This is a genomic window from Variovorax sp. P1_H2 (genome assembly GCF_056405295.1).
Genome location: NZ_JBFUCJ010000066.1, coordinates 16,803 through 39,034, shown reverse-complemented (window position 1 = coordinate 39,034; position 22,232 = coordinate 16,803). Strand labels below are relative to the sequence as shown.

Annotated in this window: 13 protein-coding genes; 9 read left to right on the top strand and 4 right to left on the bottom strand. The window is 69.8% G+C overall.

Annotated elements, in window-relative coordinates:
* Positions 1 to 5,410: glycoside hydrolase family 94 protein (locus AC1D2E_RS21255; protein ID WP_478199229.1), on the top strand; the 5,410-nt coding region annotated here is incomplete at its 5' end.
* 12 nt (positions 5,411 to 5,422) lie between these two features.
* Here the strand turns inward: AC1D2E_RS21255 and AC1D2E_RS21250 are convergent.
* Genes AC1D2E_RS21250 through AC1D2E_RS21240 form a run of 3 tightly spaced genes read right to left on the bottom strand, consistent with a single transcriptional unit; the run spans position 5,423 to position 8,480 of the window.
* On the bottom strand, positions 5,423 to 6,646 hold the full coding sequence (locus AC1D2E_RS21250) for an AI-2E family transporter (RefSeq protein ID WP_478199228.1): 1,224 nt from the start codon (positions 6,644 to 6,646) through the stop codon (positions 5,423 to 5,425).
* Positions 6,643 to 7,389, bottom strand: a complete 747-nt coding sequence (locus AC1D2E_RS21245; RefSeq protein ID WP_478199232.1) for a LytR/AlgR family response regulator transcription factor — start codon at positions 7,387 to 7,389, stop codon at positions 6,643 to 6,645. Before AC1D2E_RS21245 ends, AC1D2E_RS21250 begins: the two co-directional genes overlap by 4 nt.
* 2 nt (positions 7,390 to 7,391) lie before the next feature.
* Entirely contained in the window at positions 7,392 to 8,480 is a 1,089-nt protein-coding gene (locus tag AC1D2E_RS21240) for a sensor histidine kinase (RefSeq protein ID WP_478199231.1), read from the bottom strand.
* A gap of 49 nt (positions 8,481 to 8,529) precedes the next feature.
* Between AC1D2E_RS21240 and argH the strand changes: the two genes are divergently transcribed.
* The 5 genes from argH (at position 8,530) to AC1D2E_RS21215 (ending at position 14,213) form a co-directional block, all read left to right on the top strand.
* The gene (gene argH, locus AC1D2E_RS21235; protein WP_478199227.1) at positions 8,530 to 9,927 is read left to right on the top strand and encodes an argininosuccinate lyase; all 1,398 of its coding nucleotides are present in this window, start codon (positions 8,530 to 8,532) and stop codon (positions 9,925 to 9,927) included.
* Positions 9,928 to 10,114: 187 nt separating this feature from the next.
* The gene (locus AC1D2E_RS21230; RefSeq protein ID WP_478199226.1) at positions 10,115 to 10,957 is read left to right on the top strand and encodes a glycosyltransferase family 2 protein; all 843 of its coding nucleotides are present in this window, start codon (positions 10,115 to 10,117) and stop codon (positions 10,955 to 10,957) included.
* A 23-nt stretch (positions 10,958 to 10,980) separates the two neighbouring features.
* Positions 10,981 to 11,952, top strand: coding sequence for a UDP-glucuronic acid decarboxylase family protein (locus AC1D2E_RS21225; protein WP_478199225.1), 972 nt, complete (start codon positions 10,981 to 10,983; stop codon positions 11,950 to 11,952).
* Between the two features lie 4 nt (positions 11,953 to 11,956).
* On the top strand, positions 11,957 to 13,327 hold the full coding sequence (locus tag AC1D2E_RS21220) for a UDP-glucose dehydrogenase family protein (RefSeq protein ID WP_478176890.1): 1,371 nt from the start codon (positions 11,957 to 11,959) through the stop codon (positions 13,325 to 13,327).
* A 142-nt stretch (positions 13,328 to 13,469) separates the two neighbouring features.
* Complete coding sequence (locus tag AC1D2E_RS21215) at positions 13,470 to 14,213, top strand: SGNH/GDSL hydrolase family protein (protein WP_478199224.1); 744 nt, start codon at positions 13,470 to 13,472, stop codon at positions 14,211 to 14,213.
* Here AC1D2E_RS21215 and opgC read toward each other — a convergent pair.
* The gene (gene opgC / locus AC1D2E_RS21210) at positions 14,190 to 15,335 is read right to left on the bottom strand and encodes an OpgC domain-containing protein (RefSeq protein ID WP_478199223.1); all 1,146 of its coding nucleotides are present in this window, start codon (positions 15,333 to 15,335) and stop codon (positions 14,190 to 14,192) included. The two genes, AC1D2E_RS21215 and opgC, sit on opposite strands and share 24 nt — an antisense overlap.
* Before the next feature lie 128 nt (positions 15,336 to 15,463).
* Between opgC and AC1D2E_RS21205 the strand changes: the two genes are divergently transcribed.
* The 3 genes from AC1D2E_RS21205 to AC1D2E_RS21195 all read left to right on the top strand — a co-directional run bounded on the left by AC1D2E_RS21205 (position 15,464) and on the right by AC1D2E_RS21195 (position 22,207).
* Entirely contained in the window at positions 15,464 to 21,436 is a 5,973-nt protein-coding gene (locus AC1D2E_RS21205; protein WP_478199222.1) for an alpha-2-macroglobulin family protein, read from the top strand.
* 76 nt (positions 21,437 to 21,512) lie between these two features.
* Positions 21,513 to 21,788: a DUF2277 domain-containing protein gene (locus AC1D2E_RS21200; RefSeq protein WP_478176894.1), complete on the top strand. Its 276-nt coding sequence runs from the start codon at positions 21,513 to 21,515 to the stop codon at positions 21,786 to 21,788.
* Between the two features lie 14 nt (positions 21,789 to 21,802).
* Positions 21,803 to 22,207, top strand: coding sequence for a PaaI family thioesterase (locus AC1D2E_RS21195; RefSeq protein ID WP_478199221.1), 405 nt, complete (start codon positions 21,803 to 21,805; stop codon positions 22,205 to 22,207).
* Positions 22,208 to 22,232 lie beyond the last annotated feature (25 nt).

Below are 22,232 nucleotides of genomic sequence, written 5' to 3'. Positions count from 1 at the left end.
GGCCATCTGGCGGCGGCTGGCCAGCCGCCGGCACCTGCTCGAATGGACCACCGCCGCCCAGGCCCAGGCCCAGGCACGCCATGCACTGGGCGACTTCTTGCGCGGCTCGGCACTCACCGGCGCGGCCTGCGTCGCGCTCGCGCTGGCATCGCTCTGGAGCCCGCATCCCTGGCTCGGCGCCGCGCTCTTCGTGCTGTGGGCCCTGGCACCGGTCGCGGCCTGGTGGAGCAGCCGCACGCCGGCCGGGCCCGAGAACCAACTCGACAGCGGGCAGCAGCGCTATCTCGAGACGCTGGCACGCGACAGCTGGCGCTTCTTCGAACACGTGGTCGGCCCCGACGACAACCACCTGCCGCCCGACAACCTCCAGTTCGAGCCCGAGCCGACGCTCGCCCAGCGCACCTCGCCGACCAACATCGGCATGTACCTGCTGGCCTGTTGCTGCGCCCGTGAATTCGGCTGGATCGATACGCCCGCGCTGGCCGAGCGGCTCGGCGCCACGCTCGACGCCATCGACCGGCTCGACAAGCACGACGGCCATCTCTACAACTGGTACGACACCCGGTCCCTGCAGCGGCTGCCGCCGGCCTATGTGTCCAGCGTCGACAGCGGCAACCTCGCGGGGCATCTGATCGCGGTGGCGCAGGCCTGCCGCAGCTTTGCTTCCGTGGGCGCCGGCGAGGCGGCAGTCCGGCTCGAGACGCTCGCGCAACGCTGCGAGACTCTCTGCGCCGGGATGGACTTCAGCGGCCTCTACGACACCAAGCGCCACCTGTTCCACATCGGGCTCCGGGTCGAGGACAACCTGCTCGACGCCAGCTACTACGACCTGCTGGCCTCGGAATCACGCCTTCTGAGCTTCCTCGCGATCGCCAAGGGCGACGTGCCGCGGCGCCACTGGATGGCGCTGGGCCGTCCCTTCCTGTCGGTCGGCGTGCGGCCCGGTCTCAAGTCCTGGTCGGGATCGATGTTCGAGTACCTGATGCCGACGCTGGTCATGGCCGAGCCGGTGGGCGGCCTGCTCGAGGTCGCGATGCGCGCCGCGATCGGCGAGCAGCAAACCTTCGGCAGCGCACAGAACCTGCCCTGGGGCGTCTCCGAATCCGCCTACTTCGCGCAGGACCATTCGCTGGCCTACCAGTACGCGCCCTTCGGCGTGCCGCGGCTCGCGCTGCGCCGCACGCCGCCGGCCGACCGCGTGGTGGCGCCCTATGCGAGCGCGATGGCGGCGGCGATCGCGCCGGTCGACGCCATCACCAACCTGCTGCGGCTCGAATCGCTCGGGGCGCGCGGGGAGTTCGGCTTCTACGACGCGGTCGACTTCACGGTCTCGCGCCAGACCGAAGGCCAGGCCTTCACCGTGGTGCGCAACGTGATGGCGCACCACCAGGGCATGTCCCTGGTGGCCCTGTGCAACGCGGTGTGCGACGGCGCGCCGCGCCGCTGGTTCGGCAGCGCACCGCTGGTGCAGGCGCACGCGTCGCTGCTGCACGAACGCACGCCGCGGCAGATCATCGGCAGCGCCGACCCGCGCACGCCGCCCGAACCGGCGACCGGCGAGGCGGCGCCGGTGTTCCAGCCGCGCGCGGTCGACCCGACCGGCGGCGGCTTCCAGCCGACCCACCTGCTGTCGAACGGCCGCTACACGGTGGCGCTGCGCGCCAACGGCGCCGGCGTGAGCCGTTGGCGCTCGTTCAACGTCAGCCGCTGGCGCGACGATCCGCTGCGCGACGGCTACGGCACCTTCTTCTATGTGCGCGACACGCAGACCCACGCGCTCGCCTCGCTGACCGCACTGCCGGCACCGGGCCCCGACTGGCGCTACCGCGCGCGCTTCCTGGCCGACCAGGTGCAGTTCGAAGCCAGCGGCCCGGGCCTGCAGGCACGCACCACCGTGCTCATCAGCCCGGAGGACGACACCGAACTTCGCACGGTCGAACTGCACAACACCGGCAGCGAGACGCGCACGCTCGAGCTGATCTCGTACTTCGAACCGGTGCTGTCGAATCCCAAGGCCGACGAGGCCCATCCGGCCTTTGCCAACCTGTTCGTCGAGAGCCGCTGGGAGCCGGGCTGGCGGGCCTTGCTGATGGCACGCAAGCCGCGCCTGCACGGCGACCCGGTGGTGGCCGCCGCGCACTTCGTCGCCGCGGTCGACGCGCAGGTGCTGGCCATCGCCTGCATGAGCGATCGCCGCGCCTTCATCGGGCGCAACCGGACACTGGCCGAGCCGGCGCTCGATGCCCAGCCACTGGCAGCCAATGGCCGGCCGGTCAACGGGCTCGACCCGATCGCCTGCCTGCGCGTGACGCTGTCGGTCGCGCCCGGCGCCAGCGCGCGCGTGACCTTCGCGACCGCGGCCAGCGACAGCATCGAGTCGCTGATGCCCTGCATCGACCGCTACATGCAGCCGATGCACGTGGAGCGCGCGACCCGCATGGCGGCGACGCTGGCGCAGGTGCGGCTGCGCGACCTCAGCATCGACCCGGCGAAGAACCTCGCGCTGCAGGACCTCACGACCATCCTGACCTACACCACGCCGCGCACGATGCGCGACCGCGGCCTGATCGACCTGCGTCAGATCTGGCGCTTCGGCATCTCGGGCGACAAGCCGATCGTGCTGGTCACGATCCACTCGACGGCTGGCAAGGGCCTGGTCGACACGCTGCTGAGAGCCCAGCCGTGGTGGGGCTTCGGCGGCGTGGCCTGCGACCTGGTGGTGCTCAACGGCGAACCCCACTCCTACCTGATGCCGCTGCAGCGCGAGATCGAAGCGCTGCGCAGCCGGGTCGCGCAGCAGACGCAGAACAGCTTCCCGCGCAACGATGCGGCCGGCTTCTACCTGTTGCGCGACGCCGAGCTGACAGCCTCGGAGAAGGCGGCGCTGTCGAGCCTCGCGCGGGCGGTGTTCACGGCCGACGGACGCACGCTGGAGGCCCAGGTGGCGGCACTGCGCGAACCGGCCGGCGCCCCCGAAGGCGCGGCTGCGATCCCGCAGGTGGCGGTCGCAAGGCGTCCTGCCCCGGCGCACGTGGCCGACACGGTGGCTGCACCGCAGGGCAGCTTCGATGCCCACAGCGGCGAGTTCCGCTTCGAGGTCGACGTCAATCGCCGCACCGCGCGGCCCTGGGTCAACGTCATCGCCAACGCCGGCTTCGGCTTCCAGGTCTCCGAAGCCGGCTCCGGCTATACCTGGGCCACCAACAGCCGGCTGCACCAGCTCACGCCCTGGTCCAACGATCCGGTTCAGGACCCGGCCTTCGAGCACTACCTGCTGCAGGATCTCGACTCGCGCGAACTGCTGCCGCTGACGCCGGCCGGCCGAGGCGGCGCCGCGGCCAGGCACCGCGTGCGCCATGGCCAGGGCTACACGGTGTTCGAATGCCTGCACCGCGACGTGGTGCTGGAGACCACCTTCTTCGCCGATCGCGACGAGCCGATCAAGCTGGTGCAGGTGAAGCTGCGCAACGAAGGCGTCGGTGCGCGCCGGCTGCGTGCCGTCGCCATGGTCGAGTGGCAACTGGGTGCGGCACGCGGCGAGCGCCGTACGGTCCACACCTGGAAGCCCGAGGAACTGCCGGCGGTGTTCGGCCAGCAGCGCGAATCGAGCGCCGGCTTCGGCGGCAGCACCGGCTTTGTCGCCATCGCCGGCCTCGGCGGCGCGACGCAATGGACCTGCGAGCGCAGCGAATTCTTCGCCGGCCGCGGCGGCATCGAGCTGCCCGACAGCCTGGGCGCGCGCGCGGGCAGCGGCCTCGATGCCTGCGCGGCCGTGGCCGGCGAGTTCAGCCTGGCGGCCGGCGCAAGCGCCGGCTTCTGCTTCATGCTCGGCCACGCCGACGACGCCGAAGCGGCCTTGCAGATGGCACGCCGCTGGCAGCAGCGCAACGTCGAAGAAGCCCTGGCGCAGGCGCGCGGCTTCTGGGACGAATTGCTCGGCCGGCTGCAGGTGCGCACGCCCGACCCGCTGTTCGACGCCATGGTCAACCGATGGTTGATGTACCAGACCCTGTCCTGCCGCCTCTGGGCCAAGGCCGGCTTCTACCAGGCCGGCGGCGCCTTCGGCTTCCGCGACCAGCTGCAGGACGCGATGGCCTTCGCACTGACCGACCCGGCGCGCCTGCGCGAGCAGATCCTCGTCAATGCGGCGCGGCAGTTCCCCGAAGGCGACGTCCAGCACTGGTGGCACATGCCGGGCGGTGCCGGGGTGCGCACCCATTTCTCGGACGACCTGCTGTGGCTGCCCTATGCCGCGGCCCACTACGTGGAGGTCAGCGCCGACCGCTCGGTGCTCGACGAACGTGTGCCCTTCCTCGACGGCCCCGCGATCCCCGACGGCGCCGAAGACGCCTACTACGCGCCGCGCACCAGCGAGCAGACGGCGAGCGTCTACGAGCATGGCGCCCGCGCCATCGACAAGAGCCTGGCGACCGGCCCGCACGGGCTGCCGCTGATGGGCACCGGCGACTGGAACGACGGCATGAACCGGGTCGGCCACGAAGGGCGCGGCGAGTCGGTCTGGCTGGCCTGGTTCCTGTGCAGCGTGGTCGAGCGCTTCGCGCCCTTTGCCCTGGCGCGCGGCGAGGGCGAGCGCGCCAAGCGCTGGCTGGCCGCTCGGCAGGGATGGATCACCGCGCTGCACGCCGCCGGCTGGGACGGTGCCTGGTTCCGGCGCGCCTTCTTCGACAACGGTGCGCCGCTCGGCTCGTCGCTCAACGACGAATGCGCGATCGACCTGATCGCACAGGCGTGGTCGGTGCTCTCGGGCGCCTCGGACGACCGCCACACGACACTCGCGCTGGCCTCGATGGCGCAGCACCTGCACGACCCGCTGCAGGGCCTGATGCGGCTGCTGGACCCGCCGCTCGCGCACTCGCCCAACAACCCGGGCTACATCCAGGCCTATCCACCGGGCGTGCGCGAGAACGGCGGCCAGTATTCGCACGCCGCGGTCTGGGCGCTGATGGCGCAAGCGCTGCACGGCGACATCGAGGCCGCGTGGCAGACCTTCGAGGGCCTGAGCCCCGCCCACCGCGCACAGCATCCCGAGCGCGGTCCGGCCTACGAGATCGAGCCCTATGTGATGGCGGGCGACATCTACAGCGCCGCGCCTTATGCGGGACGCGGCGGCTGGAGCTGGTACACCGGCTCGGCCGCGTGGCTTCAGCGGGCGGCGGTCGAGACCCTGCTGGGCCTCTCGGTGCGCGGCGACCAGCTTGCGCTGACGCCGCGCGTGCCCGCTCACTGGCCGGGCTTCGAGATCACGCTGCGGCTGGCGGGGAAGCACTTCACGCTGCGCCACGGACGGGCGGGGGCCGAGCCCGCGACGCAGCGGGCGGCGATCGGCGAATGGGTGATCTGGCGGATGTGGCCGGACGGCGCGGTCGTGCAGATCGGACCGGTGGGCTGAGCCGCGCCCCGCTCAATCCCCCAGCAGCTCCCCGATCGGCTGCAGGTCTTCGACATGGTCGCAGACCGCCTTCACGACCATCATGATGGGGATGCCCAGCAGCAGGCCCCAGATGCCCCACAGCCAGCCCCAGAAGATCACGCCGACGAACACCGCGACCGGGTTCATGCGGCTGCTCTTGCTGGTCAGGACGGGCACCAGCAGGCTGCCGACCAGCGTGTGGATCACCAGCGAGGTACCGCCCACCAGCAGCGCCATCTCGATGCCGTTGAACTGCAGGAAGGCCACCAGCCCGGCCGCCGCCATCACGATCAGCGAGCCGAGGTAGGGAATCAGGTTGGTGACCGCGGCGACGATCCCCCAGACCGCGGCGTTCTCGAGCCCGAGGCCCCAGAAGGCAAGGCCGGTCGCGACGCCGACCAGGGCGCTGGTGAGAATCTGCACCAGCAGGTAGCGCTCGATGTGGCCCGTGATGTCGTCCAGCACTTTCACCGTGATCTTCTTCTTCTGCAGGCTGGGCCCGGTGATCTTGACCAGCTTGCGACGGAAGGTGTCGCCGCTGCCGAGCGCGAAGAAAGTCAGGAAGGCCACCAGCGCGAGCTGGCCGGCCGCACCGATCAGCCCGACCGTGCCGCTCCACATGTAGTCGCGCACGTTGAAGGACGGCCGCTCGACCACCACCCGCGCCACGCCCTTGCGCGAAGCCACCTTGGCCGAGTTCTCCTCCGCAGCCTGCTCGAGTTGCGCCGCGGCCTTCTGCACCGTGTCGAGTGCATTGGCGTCGGTCGTGCGGCTGCCGGTGCGCATCGCCAGGCGCAGCTTCTGCGCCGCGACGGGCAGGGAGTCGACCAGCTCGGAGGCGCTGCCGGAGAGCGAGTAGCCGGTCCAGCCGAAGGCCCCGCCGATGCCGAGCAGGATCGCGGCCGCGCCGACCCAGCGCGAGATCTTCCAGCGCTCGAGCCGGTCGACCAGCGGTGCCAGCGCGTAGGTCAGCATCAGGCTCACCATCAGCGGGATGAAGACCTCCGCCGCCCAGCGCAGCGCAAAGACGCTGGCCAGCACCGCCAGCACCACCAGCGAGGCGCTGCGGACGTCGACCGGCATCTGCAGCAGCACCCGATCGGGCTCCAGCGGCTCGGCCGCGACGACCACATCCGGCTCGGCGGGCTCGCTCACTGGAGTACCTTCGTGCTTCGCACCGCGGTGCGAGCTTGCTTGGGGCGGCGCAGCGCTCATCGGGCATCCTTGAGCGCTTCGCGCACGCTCGACAACTGGCGCCGCGACACCATCACCGGTTCGGGAATGCCATCCAGCCGCAGCGCCCAGCCTTCGGCGTCCTCGCCGTCGTCGTACTTCTCGAGGGCGCGAATGGCGGCGCGGGCCACCAGCGCGTTGCGATGCACCCGCACGAAGCGGGCCGGATAGCGCTCCTCCAGCTCGGCCAGCGAGCCGTCGAAGATGTGGCTGCGCGAGGCGGTGCGCACCGTGAGGTACTTGAGCTCGGACTTCAGGTAGAGGATCTCGGACAAGGGCACCCGCTCGGTGCGGCCGCGGTCCTGGATCAGCAGCACCTCCTGCGGCTCGGCGACCGGCGCGCGCTGCTCCTTCAGATAGCGCTCGGCCTTCTGCAGGGCCTGTTGCAGGCGCTCGGCCCGCACCGGCTTGGTCAGGTAGTCGACCGCCTCCAGCTCGAAGGCCGTGACCGCGTGCGCCGCATAGGCGGTCACGAACACCACGGCCGGCGCGCCCGGCCGGCGGCGCAGGTTGCGCGCCAGCTCGAGGCCGTCGAGGCCGGGCATGTGGATGTCCAGCAGCACCAGGTCGAAGCGCGCGTTGGCCAGCTGGTCGAGGGCGCCCTCGCCATGCGCCGCCTCGGCCACCACCTCCGCGGGCGGGGAATGGCAATCGGCCAGCAGGGAGCGCAGGCGCGAACGCGCCAGCGATTCGTCGTCGACGATGAGGGTGCGAAGCGGGGGCATGCTCATGATTCAGCGGGAATGGCGATGCGGACGCGATAGCTCTTCTGGTCCATGCCGGCACTGAACTGCGCCTGCATGTCGTGCAGCAGGCGCAGGCGGTCGCGCACGTTGCCGAGCGCGATGCCGTGGCCGCGCGGCAGCGGCGCGTCGGCCCAGCGCAGCGGCGGCAGGCTGTTGATGACCTCGATCAGCACCATCGTGCCGCGGCGCTCGGTGCGGATGCGCAGGCGGCCGCCGTCCGGACTCGGTTCCACGCCATGCTTGACCGCGTTCTCGACCAGCGGCTGCAGCAGCAGCGGCGGCAGACGGGCGCCGTGGGCGGCCGGATCGATATCCCAGCGGATCCGGAGCCGGTCGCCGAAGCGCACCTGCTCGATCGCCAGGTAGCGCTCGGCCAGCGCGATTTCGTCGGCCAGCGTGACCGATTCGCCCGGATCGGCCAGGGCCTGGCGGAACAGTTCGCTCAAGTCTTCCAGCATGGCCTCGGCCTTGGCCGGCTCCTGGCGCACCAGCGCAATCGCGCTGTTGAGCGTGTTGAAAAGAAAATGCGGCCGGATGCGCGACTGCAGTTCCGCCAGCCGCGCCGTGGTGGCCGCCGGCGTCTGGCCGCGTGCGCGCAGCACCAGCGCCGCCATCATCAGCCCCGCGAACAAGGCGCCGGCCAGCGCACTGGCCAGCCAGGGCGCCGTGTCGAGCACCCCGGTCAGCCGCAGCAGGCCGCAGCCGTACAACGCCGCCAGCGCGCCGAGCAGCGCCCCGGCCGCATACTGCGCCGGGACCGGCAGCCGGGCCAGCAGCTTCTTCAGCGCACAGGTGGCGAGCAGCCAGACCAGCGTGGCCGGCAAGGCGCCGCCGGTGACCGTCGCGGCCAGCAGCAGCCATTCGGACAGGGTCGGGGCCGCGAACAGCGTGGCCACGGCCACCACCGCCTCGACGAACAGCACGGCCCGCAGCACCACCCCGATCTGGCAGGCATCGAACAGTGCCCTCGCGGGACGCGCGGACCCCTTCGCCCTGGCCGGTGTGGACGTGGCGGAAGGCGTCGCCGGCGACGCCGGGGGGGTGGCCGATAAAATCGACGGATTGCGCATCGCAGAAACAATGGGTGACAAACCCATTATTGCCTCCCGAACGGTTCCCATGACTCAAAACCAACTCGACAAGAAATCCGAAGCCTGGTCCGCCCTGTTCTCCGAACCGATGAGCGACCTGGTCAAACGCTACACCGCCAGTGTCTTTTTCGACAAGCGGTTGTGGCAGGCTGACATCGAGGGTTCGCTGGCGCATGCCGGCATGTTGGCAGCCCAGGGGATCATCGGCGCGCAGGACCACGCCGCGATTCAAGGCGGGATGAAGCAGATTCGCGAGGAGATCGAATCCGGCGCCTTCGACTGGAAACTCGACCTCGAGGACGTGCACCTGAACATCGAGGCCCGCCTGACGCAGCTGGTCGGCGATGCCGGCAAGCGCCTGCACACCGGCCGCAGCCGCAACGACCAGGTGGCCACCGACGTGCGCCTGTGGCTGCGCGCCGAGATCGACCTGATCGGCGGCCTGCTGGTCGATCTGCAGAAGTCGCTGCTGGCGCTGGCCGAGAAGAACGTCGAAGTCATCCTGCCGGGCTTCACCCACCTGCAGGTGGCCCAGCCGGTGAGCTTCGGCCACCACATGCTGGCCTACGTGGAAATGTTCGCGCGCGACGCCGAACGCATGGCCGACGTGCGCAAGCGCGTCAACCGGCTGCCCCTGGGCGCCGCCGCGCTGGCAGGCACCAGCTACCCCTTGGACCGCGAGGCCGTGGCCAAGGCGCTGGGCATGGACGAGGTCTGCCAGAACAGCCTGGACGCCGTGAGCGACCGCGATTTCGCGATCGAGTTCACGGCCGCCGCCTCGCTGGCGATGGTCCACATCAGCCGCCTGAGCGAGGAACTGGTGCTGTGGATGAGCCAGTCCTTCGGCTTCATCGACATCGCCGACCGCTTCTGCACCGGCAGTTCGATCATGCCGCAGAAGAAGAACCCGGACGTCCCCGAACTGGCGCGCGGCAAGACCGGCCGCGTGGTCGGCCACCTGATGGCGCTGATCACGCTCATGAAGGGCCAGCCGCTGGCCTACAACAAGGACAACCAGGAAGACAAGGAGCCGCTGTTCGACACCGTCGACACGCTCAAGGACACCCTGCGCATCTTCTCGGAGATGGTGGGCGGCATCACCGTCAAGGCCGATGCGATGGAACGCGCCGCCCTGCGCGGCTACGCCACCGCGACCGACCTGGCCGACTACCTGGTCAAGAAGGGCCTGCCCTTCCGCGACGCGCACGAGACGGTGGCGCATGCCGTCAAGGCGGCGATCTCGCACCAGGTCGACCTGTCGGAGCTGCCGCTGGCGGTGCTGCAGACCTTCAACCCGCAGATCGAGAAGGACGTCTACGGCGTGCTGAGCCTGCGCGGCTCGCTGAATGCCCGCAACATCCTGGGCGGCACGGCGCCGGCGCAGGTGCGCCAGCAGATCGCCCGGCACCAGGCACGGCTGGCGTGAACCGGCCCCGCCGAGGCACTTCCCGGTGAAAACCGTGAAGTTCTGCGGCCATAGGCCGATGGACGGAGGGGGTCGACCGTCCGTTGTGTTCCTAAATGTAAGAATGTAGTGCTAAAGTTTGGCATGCTTTGCGCTTACGGACTCGGGTGAACCCTGACTCCGAAGCTGCCACCAAGCGCCGAACACCATGTCAAACCTTCGCTGCGTCGTCGTCATCCTGACCTTCAATTCCGCGTCGATCATTCGCGAGACGGTGACTCAGGCAAAAAGAGCGAGTCCGCACGTCTTCGTGGTCGACTCGCATTCAACGGACGGCACCCCCGCGATCCTCGAGGCGCTGGGTTGCACGGTGATGCAGCGTCCGTTCTCGAACTACAGCGACCAGCGCAACTGGGCCATCGCGCAGATCGAGCAGTCCTTCGAATGGCAGCTCCACCTCGATGCCGACGAAGTGCTGGACGATCGCGCGGTCGCCGAAATCAGCGCCCTGCTGGCCGGCCGACCCGCCTTCGATGCCTACCTGATCCGTCGCCGCGACTATTTCATGGGCAAGATGCTGCGCTTCAGCGGCGTCAACCCGTGGCACCTGCGGCTCTTCCGCTCGGGGCAGGGCCGCTGCGAGTCGCGGCTCTACGACCAGCACTTCATCAGCAGCGCCAAGCCGGGCCGGCTCGACGGCTTCATGCACGACAAGAACTCGGCCCGTCTTGCCGACTGGATCGCCAGCCACAACCGCTGGAGCGACGCCGAGGCGAAGGAAAAGCTCGGCCCCCGCGTCGCCGCCGACAACGTCCTGCAGCCGCGCCTCATGGGCGACGCCCGCGAGCGCACCCGCTTCATCAAGGAGCTGTACTACAAGCTCCCGACGGGGGTTCGCTCGCTCAGCTATTTCGTCTACCGCTACGTGTTCCGTCTCGGCTTCCTGGACGGCACGACCGGCTTCTACTTCGCCTTCTTCCAGGCGCTGTGGTTCCGCATGCTGGTCGACGCGAAGATGTACGAGCAACGCCATCAGCAACCATCGAACTGACCTACCAGGAAGTGACTACGCGAATGCGCAATTAMAACGCCTCCAAACGGATGCTGGTCACCGGCGGCGCCGGTTTTCTCGGCAGCCACCTGTGCGACCGGCTCCTCGAGCAGGGCCACGACGTCCTGTGCGTCGACAACTTCTTCACCGGCACCAAGCGCAACGTGGAGCACCTGCTCGACCATCCGCGCTTCGAGCTGATGCGCCACGACGTGACCTTCCCGCTGTACGTCGAGGTCGACGAGATCTTCAACCTCGCCTGTCCGGCCTCGCCGATCCACTACCAGCACGATCCGGTGCAGACCACCAAGACCAGCGTGCACGGCGCGATCAACATGCTGGGCCTGGCCAAGCGCGTGCGCGCCAAGATCCTGCAGGCCTCGACGAGCGAGGTCTACGGCGACCCCGAGATCCATCCGCAGGTCGAGGCCTACTGGGGCCGCGTGAATCCGATCGGCCTGCGCAGCTGCTACGACGAAGGCAAGCGCTGCGCCGAGACGCTGTTCTTCGACTACCACCGGCAACACCAGCTGCGGATCAAGGTGGTGCGCATCTTCAACACCTACGGGCCGCGCATGCACATGAACGACGGCCGCGTGGTGTCGAACTTCATCGTCCAGGCCCTGAAGGGCGAGGACATCACGATCTACGGCGACGGCCAGCAGACGCGCAGCTTCTGCTATGTCGACGATTTGCTCGACGCCATGCTGCGTATGATGAACACCGGCGATGAGCTGCCGGGACCGGTCAACATCGGCAACCCGGGCGAGTTCTCGATGCTCGAACTGGCCAACAAGGTGATCGAGCTCACCGGCTCCAAGAGCAAGCTGATCCGGATGCCGCTGCCCGCGGACGATCCCAAGCAGCGCCGGCCCGACATCTCGCTGGCGCAGAAGGAGCTCGACGGCTGGGCGCCCAGGACCCAGCTCGAAGAGGGCCTGAAGAAGACCATCGCCTACTTCGACCAGATTCTTTCGGAACCCAACGCGACTTGAACGCATGAATATCTCGATCATCGGCACCGGCTACGTCGGCCTGGTCACCGGCGCCTGCCTGGCGGACATCGGCAACAACGTCTTCTGCCTCGACCTCGACCCGGACAAGATCGCAACGCTCAACGCGGGTGGCATCCCGATCTACGAGCCGGGCCTGGCCGAGGTGGTGGAGTCGAACGTGGCGGCGAAGCGGCTCAGCTTCTCGACCGACATCGAGGCCTCGGTGGCGCACGGCGACATCCAGTTCATCGCCGTCGGCACGCCGCCCGACGAGGACGGCAGCGCCGACCTGAAGTACGTGCTGGCCGCAGCACGCAGCATCGGCAAGTACATGAACGGCTTCAAGGTGGTGGTCGACAAGTCGACCGTGCCGGTGGGCACGGCCGACCGCGTCAAGGCCGTGATCCAGGAGGAACTCGACAAGCGCGGGCGCTCCGACCTGCGCTTCTCGGTGGTCAGCAACCCCGAGTTCCTGAAGGAAGGCGCGGCGGTCGACGACTTCATGCGGCCCGACCGGATCGTGATCGGCTACGACGACGACGACGACGGCCGCGAGGCGCTGGCCGCCATGCGCCGGCTCTATGCCCCCTTCAACCGCAACCACGAACGCACCCGCGTGATGGACGTGCGTTCGGCCGAGTTCACCAAGTACGCCGCCAACGCGATGCTGGCCACCCGGATCAGCTTCATGAACGAGCTGGCCAACCTGGCCGACCGCGTCGGCGCCGACATCGAGGCGGTGCGCCAGGGCATCGGCTCCGATCCGCGCATCGGCTACAGCTTCCTGTATGCCGGCACCGGCTACGGCGGCAGCTGCTTCCCGAAGGACATCCAGGCGCTGACGCGCACCGCGCGCGACAACGGGCAGGCGCTGCGGGTGCTCGAGTCGGTCGAGGCGGTCAACAACGACCAGAAGCACGTGCTGACCCAGAAGGTGCTGGCGCGCTTCGGCCCCGACCTCAGCCAGCGCACGTTCGCGCTCTGGGGCCTGGCCTTCAAGCCCAACACCGACGACATGCGCGAGGCGCCGAGCCGCGTGGTGCTCGACGTGCTGCTGCGCGCCGGCGCCCGCGTGGTAGCGCACGACCCGATCGCGATCGAGGAGACGAAGCGCGTGCTGGCGCTCGACTTCGCCGATGCGCCCGCGCTGCTCGAGCGCATCGGCTTCACGGCGACGAAGGACCCGATGGAGGCCCTGGCCGGCGCCGATGCGCTGATCATCGTGACCGAGTGGAAGGCCTACCGCAGCCCGAACCTCGAGCGGCTGAAGGCGCTGATGAAGTCGCCGGTGGTCTTCGACGGCCGCAATCTGTACGAGCCGGGCACCATGAAGGCTGCCGGCATCAGCTACCAGGGCATCGGCCGGAATAGTTAGCTCGCCCCCAGGTTGGGCTCACTGCGTGTAGCCCGCCCACCCCCTACCGGGGGCAACACCAGCGGCCCGGCGAAGCCGGTTCCGCGGTGTTTCACCAACAGGCCCGGCTGCGCCGGCGGGGCCCGGTGTTGGAATAACATCCATGTCGATGAAAGCTGCTGTCCGCGCCGCCCTGGTTTCGCTCGCATTTCTGAGCCCGCTGGCCTCGCAGGCCGGGCCGGATTCGAAGCCGGCCGAGACTGCCGCCTACCTTGCCGCCCACGCCCGCTGGCGCGGCGAACTCGACGCCTTCGCGGCCGCCGACCGGGAGCGCCTGCCGGCGCCCGGCGGCGTGCTCTTCGTCGGCAGCTCGACGATCCGGATGTGGTCCCGCCTGGCGCAGGACTTCCGGCAGCTGCCGGTGGTCGTCAACCGGGGCTTTGGCGGCTCGACCATGGCCGACTGCAGCCTGTTCGCGGCCGACCTCGTGCTGCGCTACAAGCCGCGGCTGGTGCTGGTCTATGCCGGCGACAACGACCTGGCCGAGGGCCGCACGCCGCTGCAGGTGCTCGAGAGCTTCGCCCTGTTCGCCAACACGGTGCGCGCCGGGCTGCCCGACACCCGCATCGCCTACATCTCGGTCAAGCCCAGCCCTTCGCGCGAGAAGCTGATGCCCGGCATCCGCGAAACCAACAACATGATCGGCGCCTATCTGAAACGGCTGCCCAACAGCGACTACATCGACATCTTCACGCCGATGCTGGACGCCGACGGCCGGCCCCGGCCGGAGCTGTTCCGCGGCGATCAGCTGCATCTCAACGACGACGGCTACCGGCTCTGGCAATCGGTGATCGCGGCGCACCTGCAGGAGCCGGCCCAGGCTTCAGTCGCCCAGGGCGCGCGATAGCGGCAGCGCCGGCGGCTTCTGCCGGTCGTCCCACCACAACGTGAGGCGGGCAACGCCGTAGAGCCAGCCGAACACCGCGCCCAGCAGCAGCAGGTCGCCCCACCCGGGCCGCGCCGTCTGGCTGTCGCCGTAGACCGCCAGCACCAGCAGCACCGCGACCAGGTGGGCGCAGAAGACCGGCAGCGATGCGCTGCCCAGGTCCTCGAGCCAGTGCAGGCGCGGAATCCGGCGCATGAAGGCCGGTCCGAAGCGGACCGCCACGATGCCCAGCGCCGCCAGGTTGACCAGCCGCAGCGGCCCGAGCTGCCACTTGTCGAACAGCAGGTTCAGCTCGACATCGCCGCCGAAAGGCGCCTGGCCGTTGATGCCATGGTGCCGCCACCAGAAGCCATAGAGCGCGGCCGAGCCGGCGAGCACCGCCAGCCAGGCCGGGATGCGCAGCGGCTGCGCGTCGGGGGCATTGCGGCCGGCGCCGATCCACAGGCCGGCGAACCACAGGAACTGCCAGGCGAAGGCGTTGAAGGCGCCCATCTCGTGGAAGGGCACCACCAGCCCGGTGTGGCGCACGGTCAGCCCATAGAGCCATTCGCTGAGCCCGAACTGCGCCAGCGCCCACAGGCTGGCACTGGCGACCATCACGCCGGTCCAGCCATGGCGCAGGCCAAAGGCCAGCACCCACGGGCTCAGCAGCATGAAGAAGATGTACATCGGCAGGATGTCGAGCAGCGCCGGCTCGTAGATCAGCAGCAGCGCGTAGAGGAAGCCCTCGCGCGGATTGGCCAGGTAGAAGGACAGCAGGTTCTTGACCGCCGGCTGGTCGATGCGCAGTCCGACGGCCGAAATGACCGTGAAGAGGAACAGCAGCGTCGCGGCCTGGCTCAGGTAGACCTTCAGCGCGCGGCGCCAGAAGGCCCGCCGCATCGAATCGACGCCCTGGGTGCGCGCGATGCGGCTGTAGACCCGCCCCGACACGAAGGCCGACAGCAGCACGAAGCCCTCGGCGGCCGAGACGAAGCCGAAGGGCTGCCCGAGCGGATCCGTCAGGCGGGTCGGCAGGTGGGTGACGGTCATCAGCACGAGCATGAGCCCGCGCAATGCATCGATTTCCCAGTAGCGTTTCATCGGTCGACGTGGTCTGTGAGCGGTCCGCGCGAGACACGCACGACGAGCGCCGAATTGTAAGGAACGGGCCCGGGACCGGCCGCCGCCGCGGGGCAAATGCGGCTACGCTCGACGCGCTACGGATCTGGATGGAGGAACAACGCTTGAGACTGTCGACACCCGCCTTCTTGCTGGCTGCCAGCGCCTTTCTGGCCGCCGGCGCGGCGCACGCGCTGCAGATCACCAGCCTGACGCCGCAGGGCGAGGTCTCGCGCGTGCGCCAGGTGGTCGCCAAGTTCGACCAGCCGGCCGTGCGCTTCGGCGACCCCAAGGCCCCGGCCCCGCTGGCCGTCGCCTGCACCGATGCCGAGGCCGGCCGCGGCACCGGTCGCTGGACCGGCGAGAAGCAGTGGGTCTTCGATTTCGAGAACGACCTGCCGCCGGGCGTGCGCTGCACGGTGTCGCGGGTCGCCGGCTTCCAGTCGGCCGGCGGCACCGCACTGACCGGCGCCGAGAGCTGGCGCTTCAACAGCGGCGGCCCCTTCATCCGCAACTGGCAACCGAACTACGGCAAGATCGACGAGCAGCAGATCTTTCTGCTCGAACTCAACGGCCCGGCCACGCCCGAGAGCGTGCAGGAGAACGTCTGGTGCACGGCCAGCGGCATCGGCGAACGCATTCCCGTGAGACAGATCGACGGMGAGCAGCGTGCCGCGCTCCTCAAGGCCCTGGGCCGCGACAAGGAAGCCGAGAAGGCGCCGCAGCGCTTCCTGACGCTGCAGTGCAAGCGCACGCTGCCGCCGGCCGGCCGGGTGCAGCTGGTCTACGGCAAGGGCGTCGCGACGCCCTCGGGCGTGGTCAACAACGTCGAGCGGCGGCTCGGCTTCGAGGTGCGGGAGCCGTTCGCGGTCTCGTTCAGCTGCGAGCGCGAGAACGCGCGCTCGGCCTGCCTGCCGCTCAAGCCGATGGTGCTGCAGTTCAACGCGCCGGTGGCGCGCAAGCTGGCAGCGGCCATCGTGCTCAAGGGCGCCGGCAAGAGCTTCAAGCCGGAGTTCGACGACCACGCGGCCAAGGACGACGACGGCGTGGTCGAGTCGCTGCGCTTCGCCGGGCCCTTCGCCGAGCAGACGGCCTTCACGATCGAGCTGCCGCCGAAGTTCGAGGACGCCTCGGGCCGCCCACTGGCCTCGCCCGACGCCTTTCCGCTCAAGGTCGCGACCGGCCTGATGCCGCCGCTGGCCAAGTTCGCGGCCGCGCCCTTCGGCGTGGTCGAGCGCCTGGCCGAACCCGGCGGCGTGGCGCTGATGCCGGTCACGGTGCGCCGCGTCGAGCCGGCCCTGCAGGTGCAGGCGCTGACACTGGGCGCCGCGCCGGGCCGGGTCAGCGACCTGAATCCGAAGAGCGATGCGGAGATCATCGCCTGGTTCCGCAAGGTGCGCCGCTACGACAACGACAGCGTGCCGCGCAAGCGGGCCGCGCGCGACGTCAAGGGGGCGCTGCCGAAGGTGATCGACAAGGACGACCGCGACAACGTCCAGACCCGCATGCTGTCGCTGCTCGGCGGCCAGGTCGGGGTGCGTGCGCTCGACATGCCGAAGGCCGAGGGCGGCGACCCGCGGCCCTTCGAAGTGGTCGGCATTCCGTTGACGCCCGGCTTCCACGTGCTCGAGATCGCCTCGCAGAAGCTCGGCGACGCACTGCTCGACGAGCGCTACGGCAGCGGCCGCACGATGTACGTGCGCACCACGGCGCTGGCCACCAACCTGGCGGTGCATTTCAAGCTGGGGCGCGAGAACGCGGTGGCCTGGGTCACGACGCTCGACAAGGGCCGCGTGGTCGCCAACGCCGCGGTCCGCGTGTCGTCCTGCGACGGCCGCGAGGTGGCGGCCGGCAGCACCGACGCCAACGGGCTGGTCCGCTTGTCCGGCCTCTCCGCCGACGCACCGTCCTGCGCCACCGACGGCGACGACAGCAGCGGCGCCTACTTCGTCAGCGCCCGCGCCAAGGACGCCGATGGCGTCGAGGACCTGGCCTTCACCTGGAGCGACTGGCAGCGCGGCATCGAGCCCTGGCGCTTCAATGTGCCGACCAGCCTCGACCCCCGGCCCGACCGCATCGCCCACACGGTGTTCGACCGGATGCTGCTGCGCGCCGGCGAAACGGTGTCGATGAAGCACCTGATCCGCACCCAGACGCAAAAGGGATTCGGCCTGCCCGAGTCGCTGCCGGACACGCTGGTCGTCACCCATGCGGGCAGCGGCCAGCAGTTCACGCAGCCGCTGAAGTGGCGCAAGACCGCCACCGGCGGACTCAGCAGCGAGAGCCGCTTCGAGATCCCGCCGGCAGCCAGGCTCGGCATCTACCAGGTCGAGCTGAGGAGCGGCAAGGAAGGCGGCGCGAGCGCCGAGGAAGGCGGCCCGGGCAGCTATGCCACCGGCCAGTTCCGGGTCGAGGAGTTCCGCCTGCCGGTGCTGGAAGGCCGCGTCGGACCCAGCGACGGCAAGCCGCTGGTGGCGGTCGGCTCGCTGCCGGTCGACGTGCAGATCAACTACGTGGCGGGCGGCGGCGCGGCGGCGCTGCCGGTGCGCGTGTCGGCGCTGGTGCGCGGCAAGCAGCCGTCCTTCGCCGACTTCGACGCCTTCAGCTTCGCCGCTCCGGGCAAGGACGCAGACAACGAGCCGGCGAGCGCGGACGAGGTCCGCGTGATCGCCGACAAGCTGCCGCTCACGCTCAACCGCGAAGGCGCCGGGAAGCTCACGATCGACAACATCCCGGTCGCCCGGGCGACGCCGCGCGAACTGCTGCTCGAGGCCAGCTACGCCGACCCCAACGGCGAAGTGCAGACGCTGCGCAGCAGCCACACGCTGTGGCCGGCCGCGGTCATCGCCGGCATCAAGACCGAGGGCTGGGTCTCGGCCAGCCAGAAGATCAGGTTCCAGGCCCTGGCGCTCGACCTCGCGGGCAAGCCCCAGGAAGGCGTGACGCTCAACGTGCGCGCCGTCGCCCGCATCACCACCACCAGCCGCAAGCGCATGGTGGGCGGCTTCTACACCTATGACAACAAGACCGAGGTGAAGGAGATCGGCACCATCTGCAGCGGCAAGAGCGATGTCCGCGGCCTGCTGCTGTGCGAGGTCGAACTCAAGGAGCCGGGCCAGGTCGAGCTGATCGCGAGCGCCACCGACAAGGACGGCCGCGACAGCCGCGCCGCGGCCACGGTCTACGTGACGCGCCAGGGCGAGCTCTGGTTCGGCGGCGAGGACCACGACCGCATSGACGTGCTGCCCGAGAAGAARAGCTACCAGCCCGGCGAGRYCGCCARGTTCCAGGTGCGCAGCCCGTTCCGCTTCGCCACCGCGCTGGTTTCGGTGGAACGCGAAGGCGTGATCGAGACCCATGTGGTGCAGCTCAACGGCCAGGATCCGACGGTCACCCTGCAGGTCAAGCCCGAATGGGGGCCGAACGTCTATATCAGCGTGCTGGCCTTGCGCGGGCGGCTGCGCGAGGTGCCCTGGTACAGCTTCTTCACCTGGGGCTTCAGGGCGCCACGCGAGTGGTGGACGGCCTTCTGGTACGAGGGCAAGGAGTATGTGGCGCCCACCGCGCTGGTCGACTTGAGCAAGCCGGCCTACCGGCTCGGCCTGGCCGAGATCCGGGTCGGCACGCAGTCGCATCGCATCGATCTCAAGGTGGCGAGCGACAAGCCCGCCTACCCGGTGCGCAGCCAGGCGCAGGTCACCATCACCGGCCGGCTGCCCGACGGCAAGCCCGCGGCCGGCGCCGAAGTCGCGGTCGCGGCAGTCGACGAAGCGCTGCTCGAGCTGCTGCCCAACGACAGCTGGAACCTGCTCGAGGCCATGCTGCAGCGGCGCAGCTGGGGCGTATCCACCGCGACCGCGCAGATGGAGATCGTCGGCCGCCGGCACTACGGCCGCAAAGCCGTGCCCGCGGGTGGCGGCGGCGGCAAGAGCCCGACGCGCGAACTGCTCGACACCCTGCTGCTGTGGAAGCCGGCCATGGTGCTCGACGCCAACGGCCAGGCCACGCTGACGGTGCCGCTCAACGATGCGCTGACCACCTTCCGGATCGTCGCGGTGGCCGATGCCGGCACCGGACTGTTCGGCACCGGCCAGGCCTCGATCCAGGCCACGCAGGACCTGCAGATCATCAGCGGCCTGCCGCCGCTGGTGCGCGAGGACGACCAGTTCCGGGCCCAGATCACGCTGCGCAACACGACGGCGAATGCCATGAAGGTGGAGGCCACGCCGCGCGCGACGCTGCTCGCGCCCCCGCCGCAGACGGTCGAGATACCGGCCGGCGAGGCCCGCGAACTGGCCTGGACCGTGACCGCGCCGGCGCAGCTCGCGCAGACGCGCGCCGAGGCGATCCTGTGGGAGATCGAGGCCCGCGACACGCTGGGCGGCGCGCACGATGCGCTCAAGGTGCGCCAGCGCATCCTGCCGGCGGTGCCGCTGACGGTGCAGCAGGCGACCCTGGTGCAGCTCGACGGCCCGTTCACGCTCGACGTCGGCCCGCCCGCCGATGCCCTGCCCGGCCGTGGCGGCCTGCGGATGTCGCTGCAGCCGCGCCTGGCCGAAGGCCTGACCGGCGTGCGCGACTGGTTCGCCGCCTACCCCTACGCCTGCCTCGAGCAGAAAGCCAGCAAGGCCATCGGCCTGCGCGACGGCAAGGCCTGGCAGGCGGTGCTGGCGCAACTGCCGACCTACCTCGACGGCGACGGCTTGGCCAACTACTTCCCGCCACGGGATGGCGAAGCGAACCGCGGCAGCGACATCCTGACCGCCTACCTGCTGGCCTCGACGCACGAGGCGGCCGCCATCGACCCGGCTTTCGCCTTGCCCGAGGCAGCCGCCGCACCGATGGTGCAGGGCCTGATCGCCTTCGTCGAGGGCCGCATCCAGCGCGAGTTCTGGAGCCCGCGCAAGGACCTCGACGTGCGCAAGCTGGCGGCGCTCGAGGCACTGTCGCGCTACGGCAAGGCGCAGGGCCGCATGACCGGCAGCCTCACGATCGCCCCCAACCAGTGGCCCACCAGCGCGGTGATCGACTGGCTGCAGATCCTGCGGCGGGTGCCCGATGTGCCGCAGCGCCAGCAGCGCCTCGACGAGGCGAACAACGTGCTCAAGGCGCGCCTGAGCTGGCAGGGCACGCGGCTCGCGTTCAGCACCGAGCAGGACGACAACTGGTGGTGGCTGATGGTCAACGGCGACGTCAACAGCGCGCGGCTGCTGCTCGCGGTGCTGGACGACCCGGCCTGGAAGGACGACATCGGCCGGCTGGCCAGCGGCTTCATCGGCCGCCAGCAGAAAGGCGCCTGGCACACCACCACCGCCAACCTGTGGGGCGGAATGGCGCTGGAGAAATTCTCGAAGCGCTTCGAGAGCACGCCGGTCACCGGCATCACCGCGGCCAGCCTGGGCACGGCCAAGGCGCAGGTGGACTGGCGAAAGGTCCAGCGGGTGACGGCCGGCGACCCGGGCGGCGCGCCCAACCAGGCCAGCGCCTTCGGCGCACCCGCCTCGCCGGGCATGCTGCGCAACAACACGATGTTCCTTTCCTGGCCGGCCGGCGCGGTGCGCGACACGCTGCTGCTGACGCAGAGCGGCAGCGGCAAGCCCTGGCTCACGCTGCAGTCGCTCGCCGCCGTGGAGCTCAAGGCGCCGTTCGCGGCCGGCTACGTGATCAAGAAGACCGTGACGCCCGTCGAGCAGGCGGTGCCGGGCGTCTACACGCGCGGCGACGTGCTGCGCGTGAGCCTGGAAGTCAACGCCAGCGCCGACATGCGCTGGGTCGCGATCACCGATCCGATCCCCGGCGGCGCCACGATCCTCGGCGGCGGCCTGGGCCGCGATTCGCAGATCGCGACCCAGGGCGAGAAGCGCTCGGGAAGTGGCTGGCCGGCCTTCGAGGAGCGCAGCTTCGAGGCCTTCCGCAGCTACTACGAATACCTGCCCAAGGGCGTGGTGAAGATGGAATACACCGTGCGCCTCAACAACGTCGGCGACTTCGCGCTACCGCCGAGCCGGGTCGAGGCGCTGTATGCGCCGGAAATGTTCGGGGAGATGCCGAACGCCAGGGTCAAGGTGGAAGCGGCCAAGTAGGAGGGTGCGGGGTTGAGCTCGGGCTCGATCCTGCGCACACTGCAGGCTCGCCCTGCGGCCTTCACATGGAGACATGATGTGTAGAAGTATCAAGACCCTGTTCAACTTCGACCCGCCCGCCACCGAAGAGGAGATGCGCGCCGCATCGCTGCAGTTCGTGCGCAAGCTCAGCGGCTTCGCCCACCCTTCCAAGGCCAACGAGGCGGCCTTCGATCGCGCGGTGGAGGACGTCACGGCCGCGGCCCGCGCGCTGATCGAATCGCTGGTCACCACCGCCGACCCGCGCGATCGCGAGATCGAGGCGGCGCGGGCCCGCGCCCGATCGGCGCTTCGCTTCGGCGCCCAAGGCTGAGACAGGACGCCCAGATGCCAACCATCGAACAGATCCAGCAGATCCTCGAACCGCTGTTCCCGGGCCTGATGGGTGTGCGCCTGCTCACGCTGGAGCCCGAGCGCATCGTCGCCGAGCTCGAGGTCCGTGCCGACCTGTGCACCGCCGGCGGCATCCTGCACGGCGGCGCCATCATGGCCTTCGCCGATACGCTCGGAGCCGTGGGCACGGTCATCAACCTGCCGCAAGGCAAGCGCACCACGACCACGGACTCCAGCACCAAGTTCATCGGCGGCGCGCGCGTGAACACCACGGTCGTCGGTGAATCGATCGCGCTGCACCGGGGCCGAACGACGATGGTCTGGCAGACCACGATCAAGTCCGCGGAAGGCAAGCTGTGCGCAGTGGTCACGCAGACGCAGCTGGTCATGGAGGCGTAGGTCGAAGGCGAATCGCCGGAGACCG

Bases quoted from the DNA above. Each gene is read 5' to 3' on its own strand.
- AC1D2E_RS21250 (WP_478199228.1), bottom strand. From the start codon at position 6,646: ATGAGCGCTGCGCCGCCCCAAGCAAGCTCGCACCGCGGTGCGAAGCAC.
- AC1D2E_RS21215 (WP_478199224.1), top strand. From the start codon at position 13,470: ATGTCGATGAAAGCTGCTGTCCGCGCCGCCCTGGTTTCGCTCGCATTT.
- AC1D2E_RS21240 (WP_478199231.1), bottom strand. From the start codon at position 8,480: ATGCGCAATCCGTCGATTTTATCGGCCACCCCCCCGGCGTCGCCGGCG.
- AC1D2E_RS21195 (WP_478199221.1), top strand. From the start codon at position 21,803: ATGCCAACCATCGAACAGATCCAGCAGATCCTCGAACCGCTGTTCCCG.
- AC1D2E_RS21245 (WP_478199232.1), bottom strand. From the start codon at position 7,389: ATGCCCCCGCTTCGCACCCTCATCGTCGACGACGAATCGCTGGCGCGT.
- opgC (WP_478199223.1), bottom strand. From the start codon at position 15,335: ATGAAACGCTACTGGGAAATCGATGCATTGCGCGGGCTCATGCTCGTG.
- AC1D2E_RS21230 (WP_478199226.1), top strand. From the start codon at position 10,115: ATGTCAAACCTTCGCTGCGTCGTCGTCATCCTGACCTTCAATTCCGCG.
- argH (WP_478199227.1), top strand. From the start codon at position 8,530: ATGACTCAAAACCAACTCGACAAGAAATCCGAAGCCTGGTCCGCCCTG.
- AC1D2E_RS21200 (WP_478176894.1), top strand. From the start codon at position 21,513: ATGTGTAGAAGTATCAAGACCCTGTTCAACTTCGACCCGCCCGCCACC.
- AC1D2E_RS21220 (WP_478176890.1), top strand. From the start codon at position 11,957: ATGAATATCTCGATCATCGGCACCGGCTACGTCGGCCTGGTCACCGGC.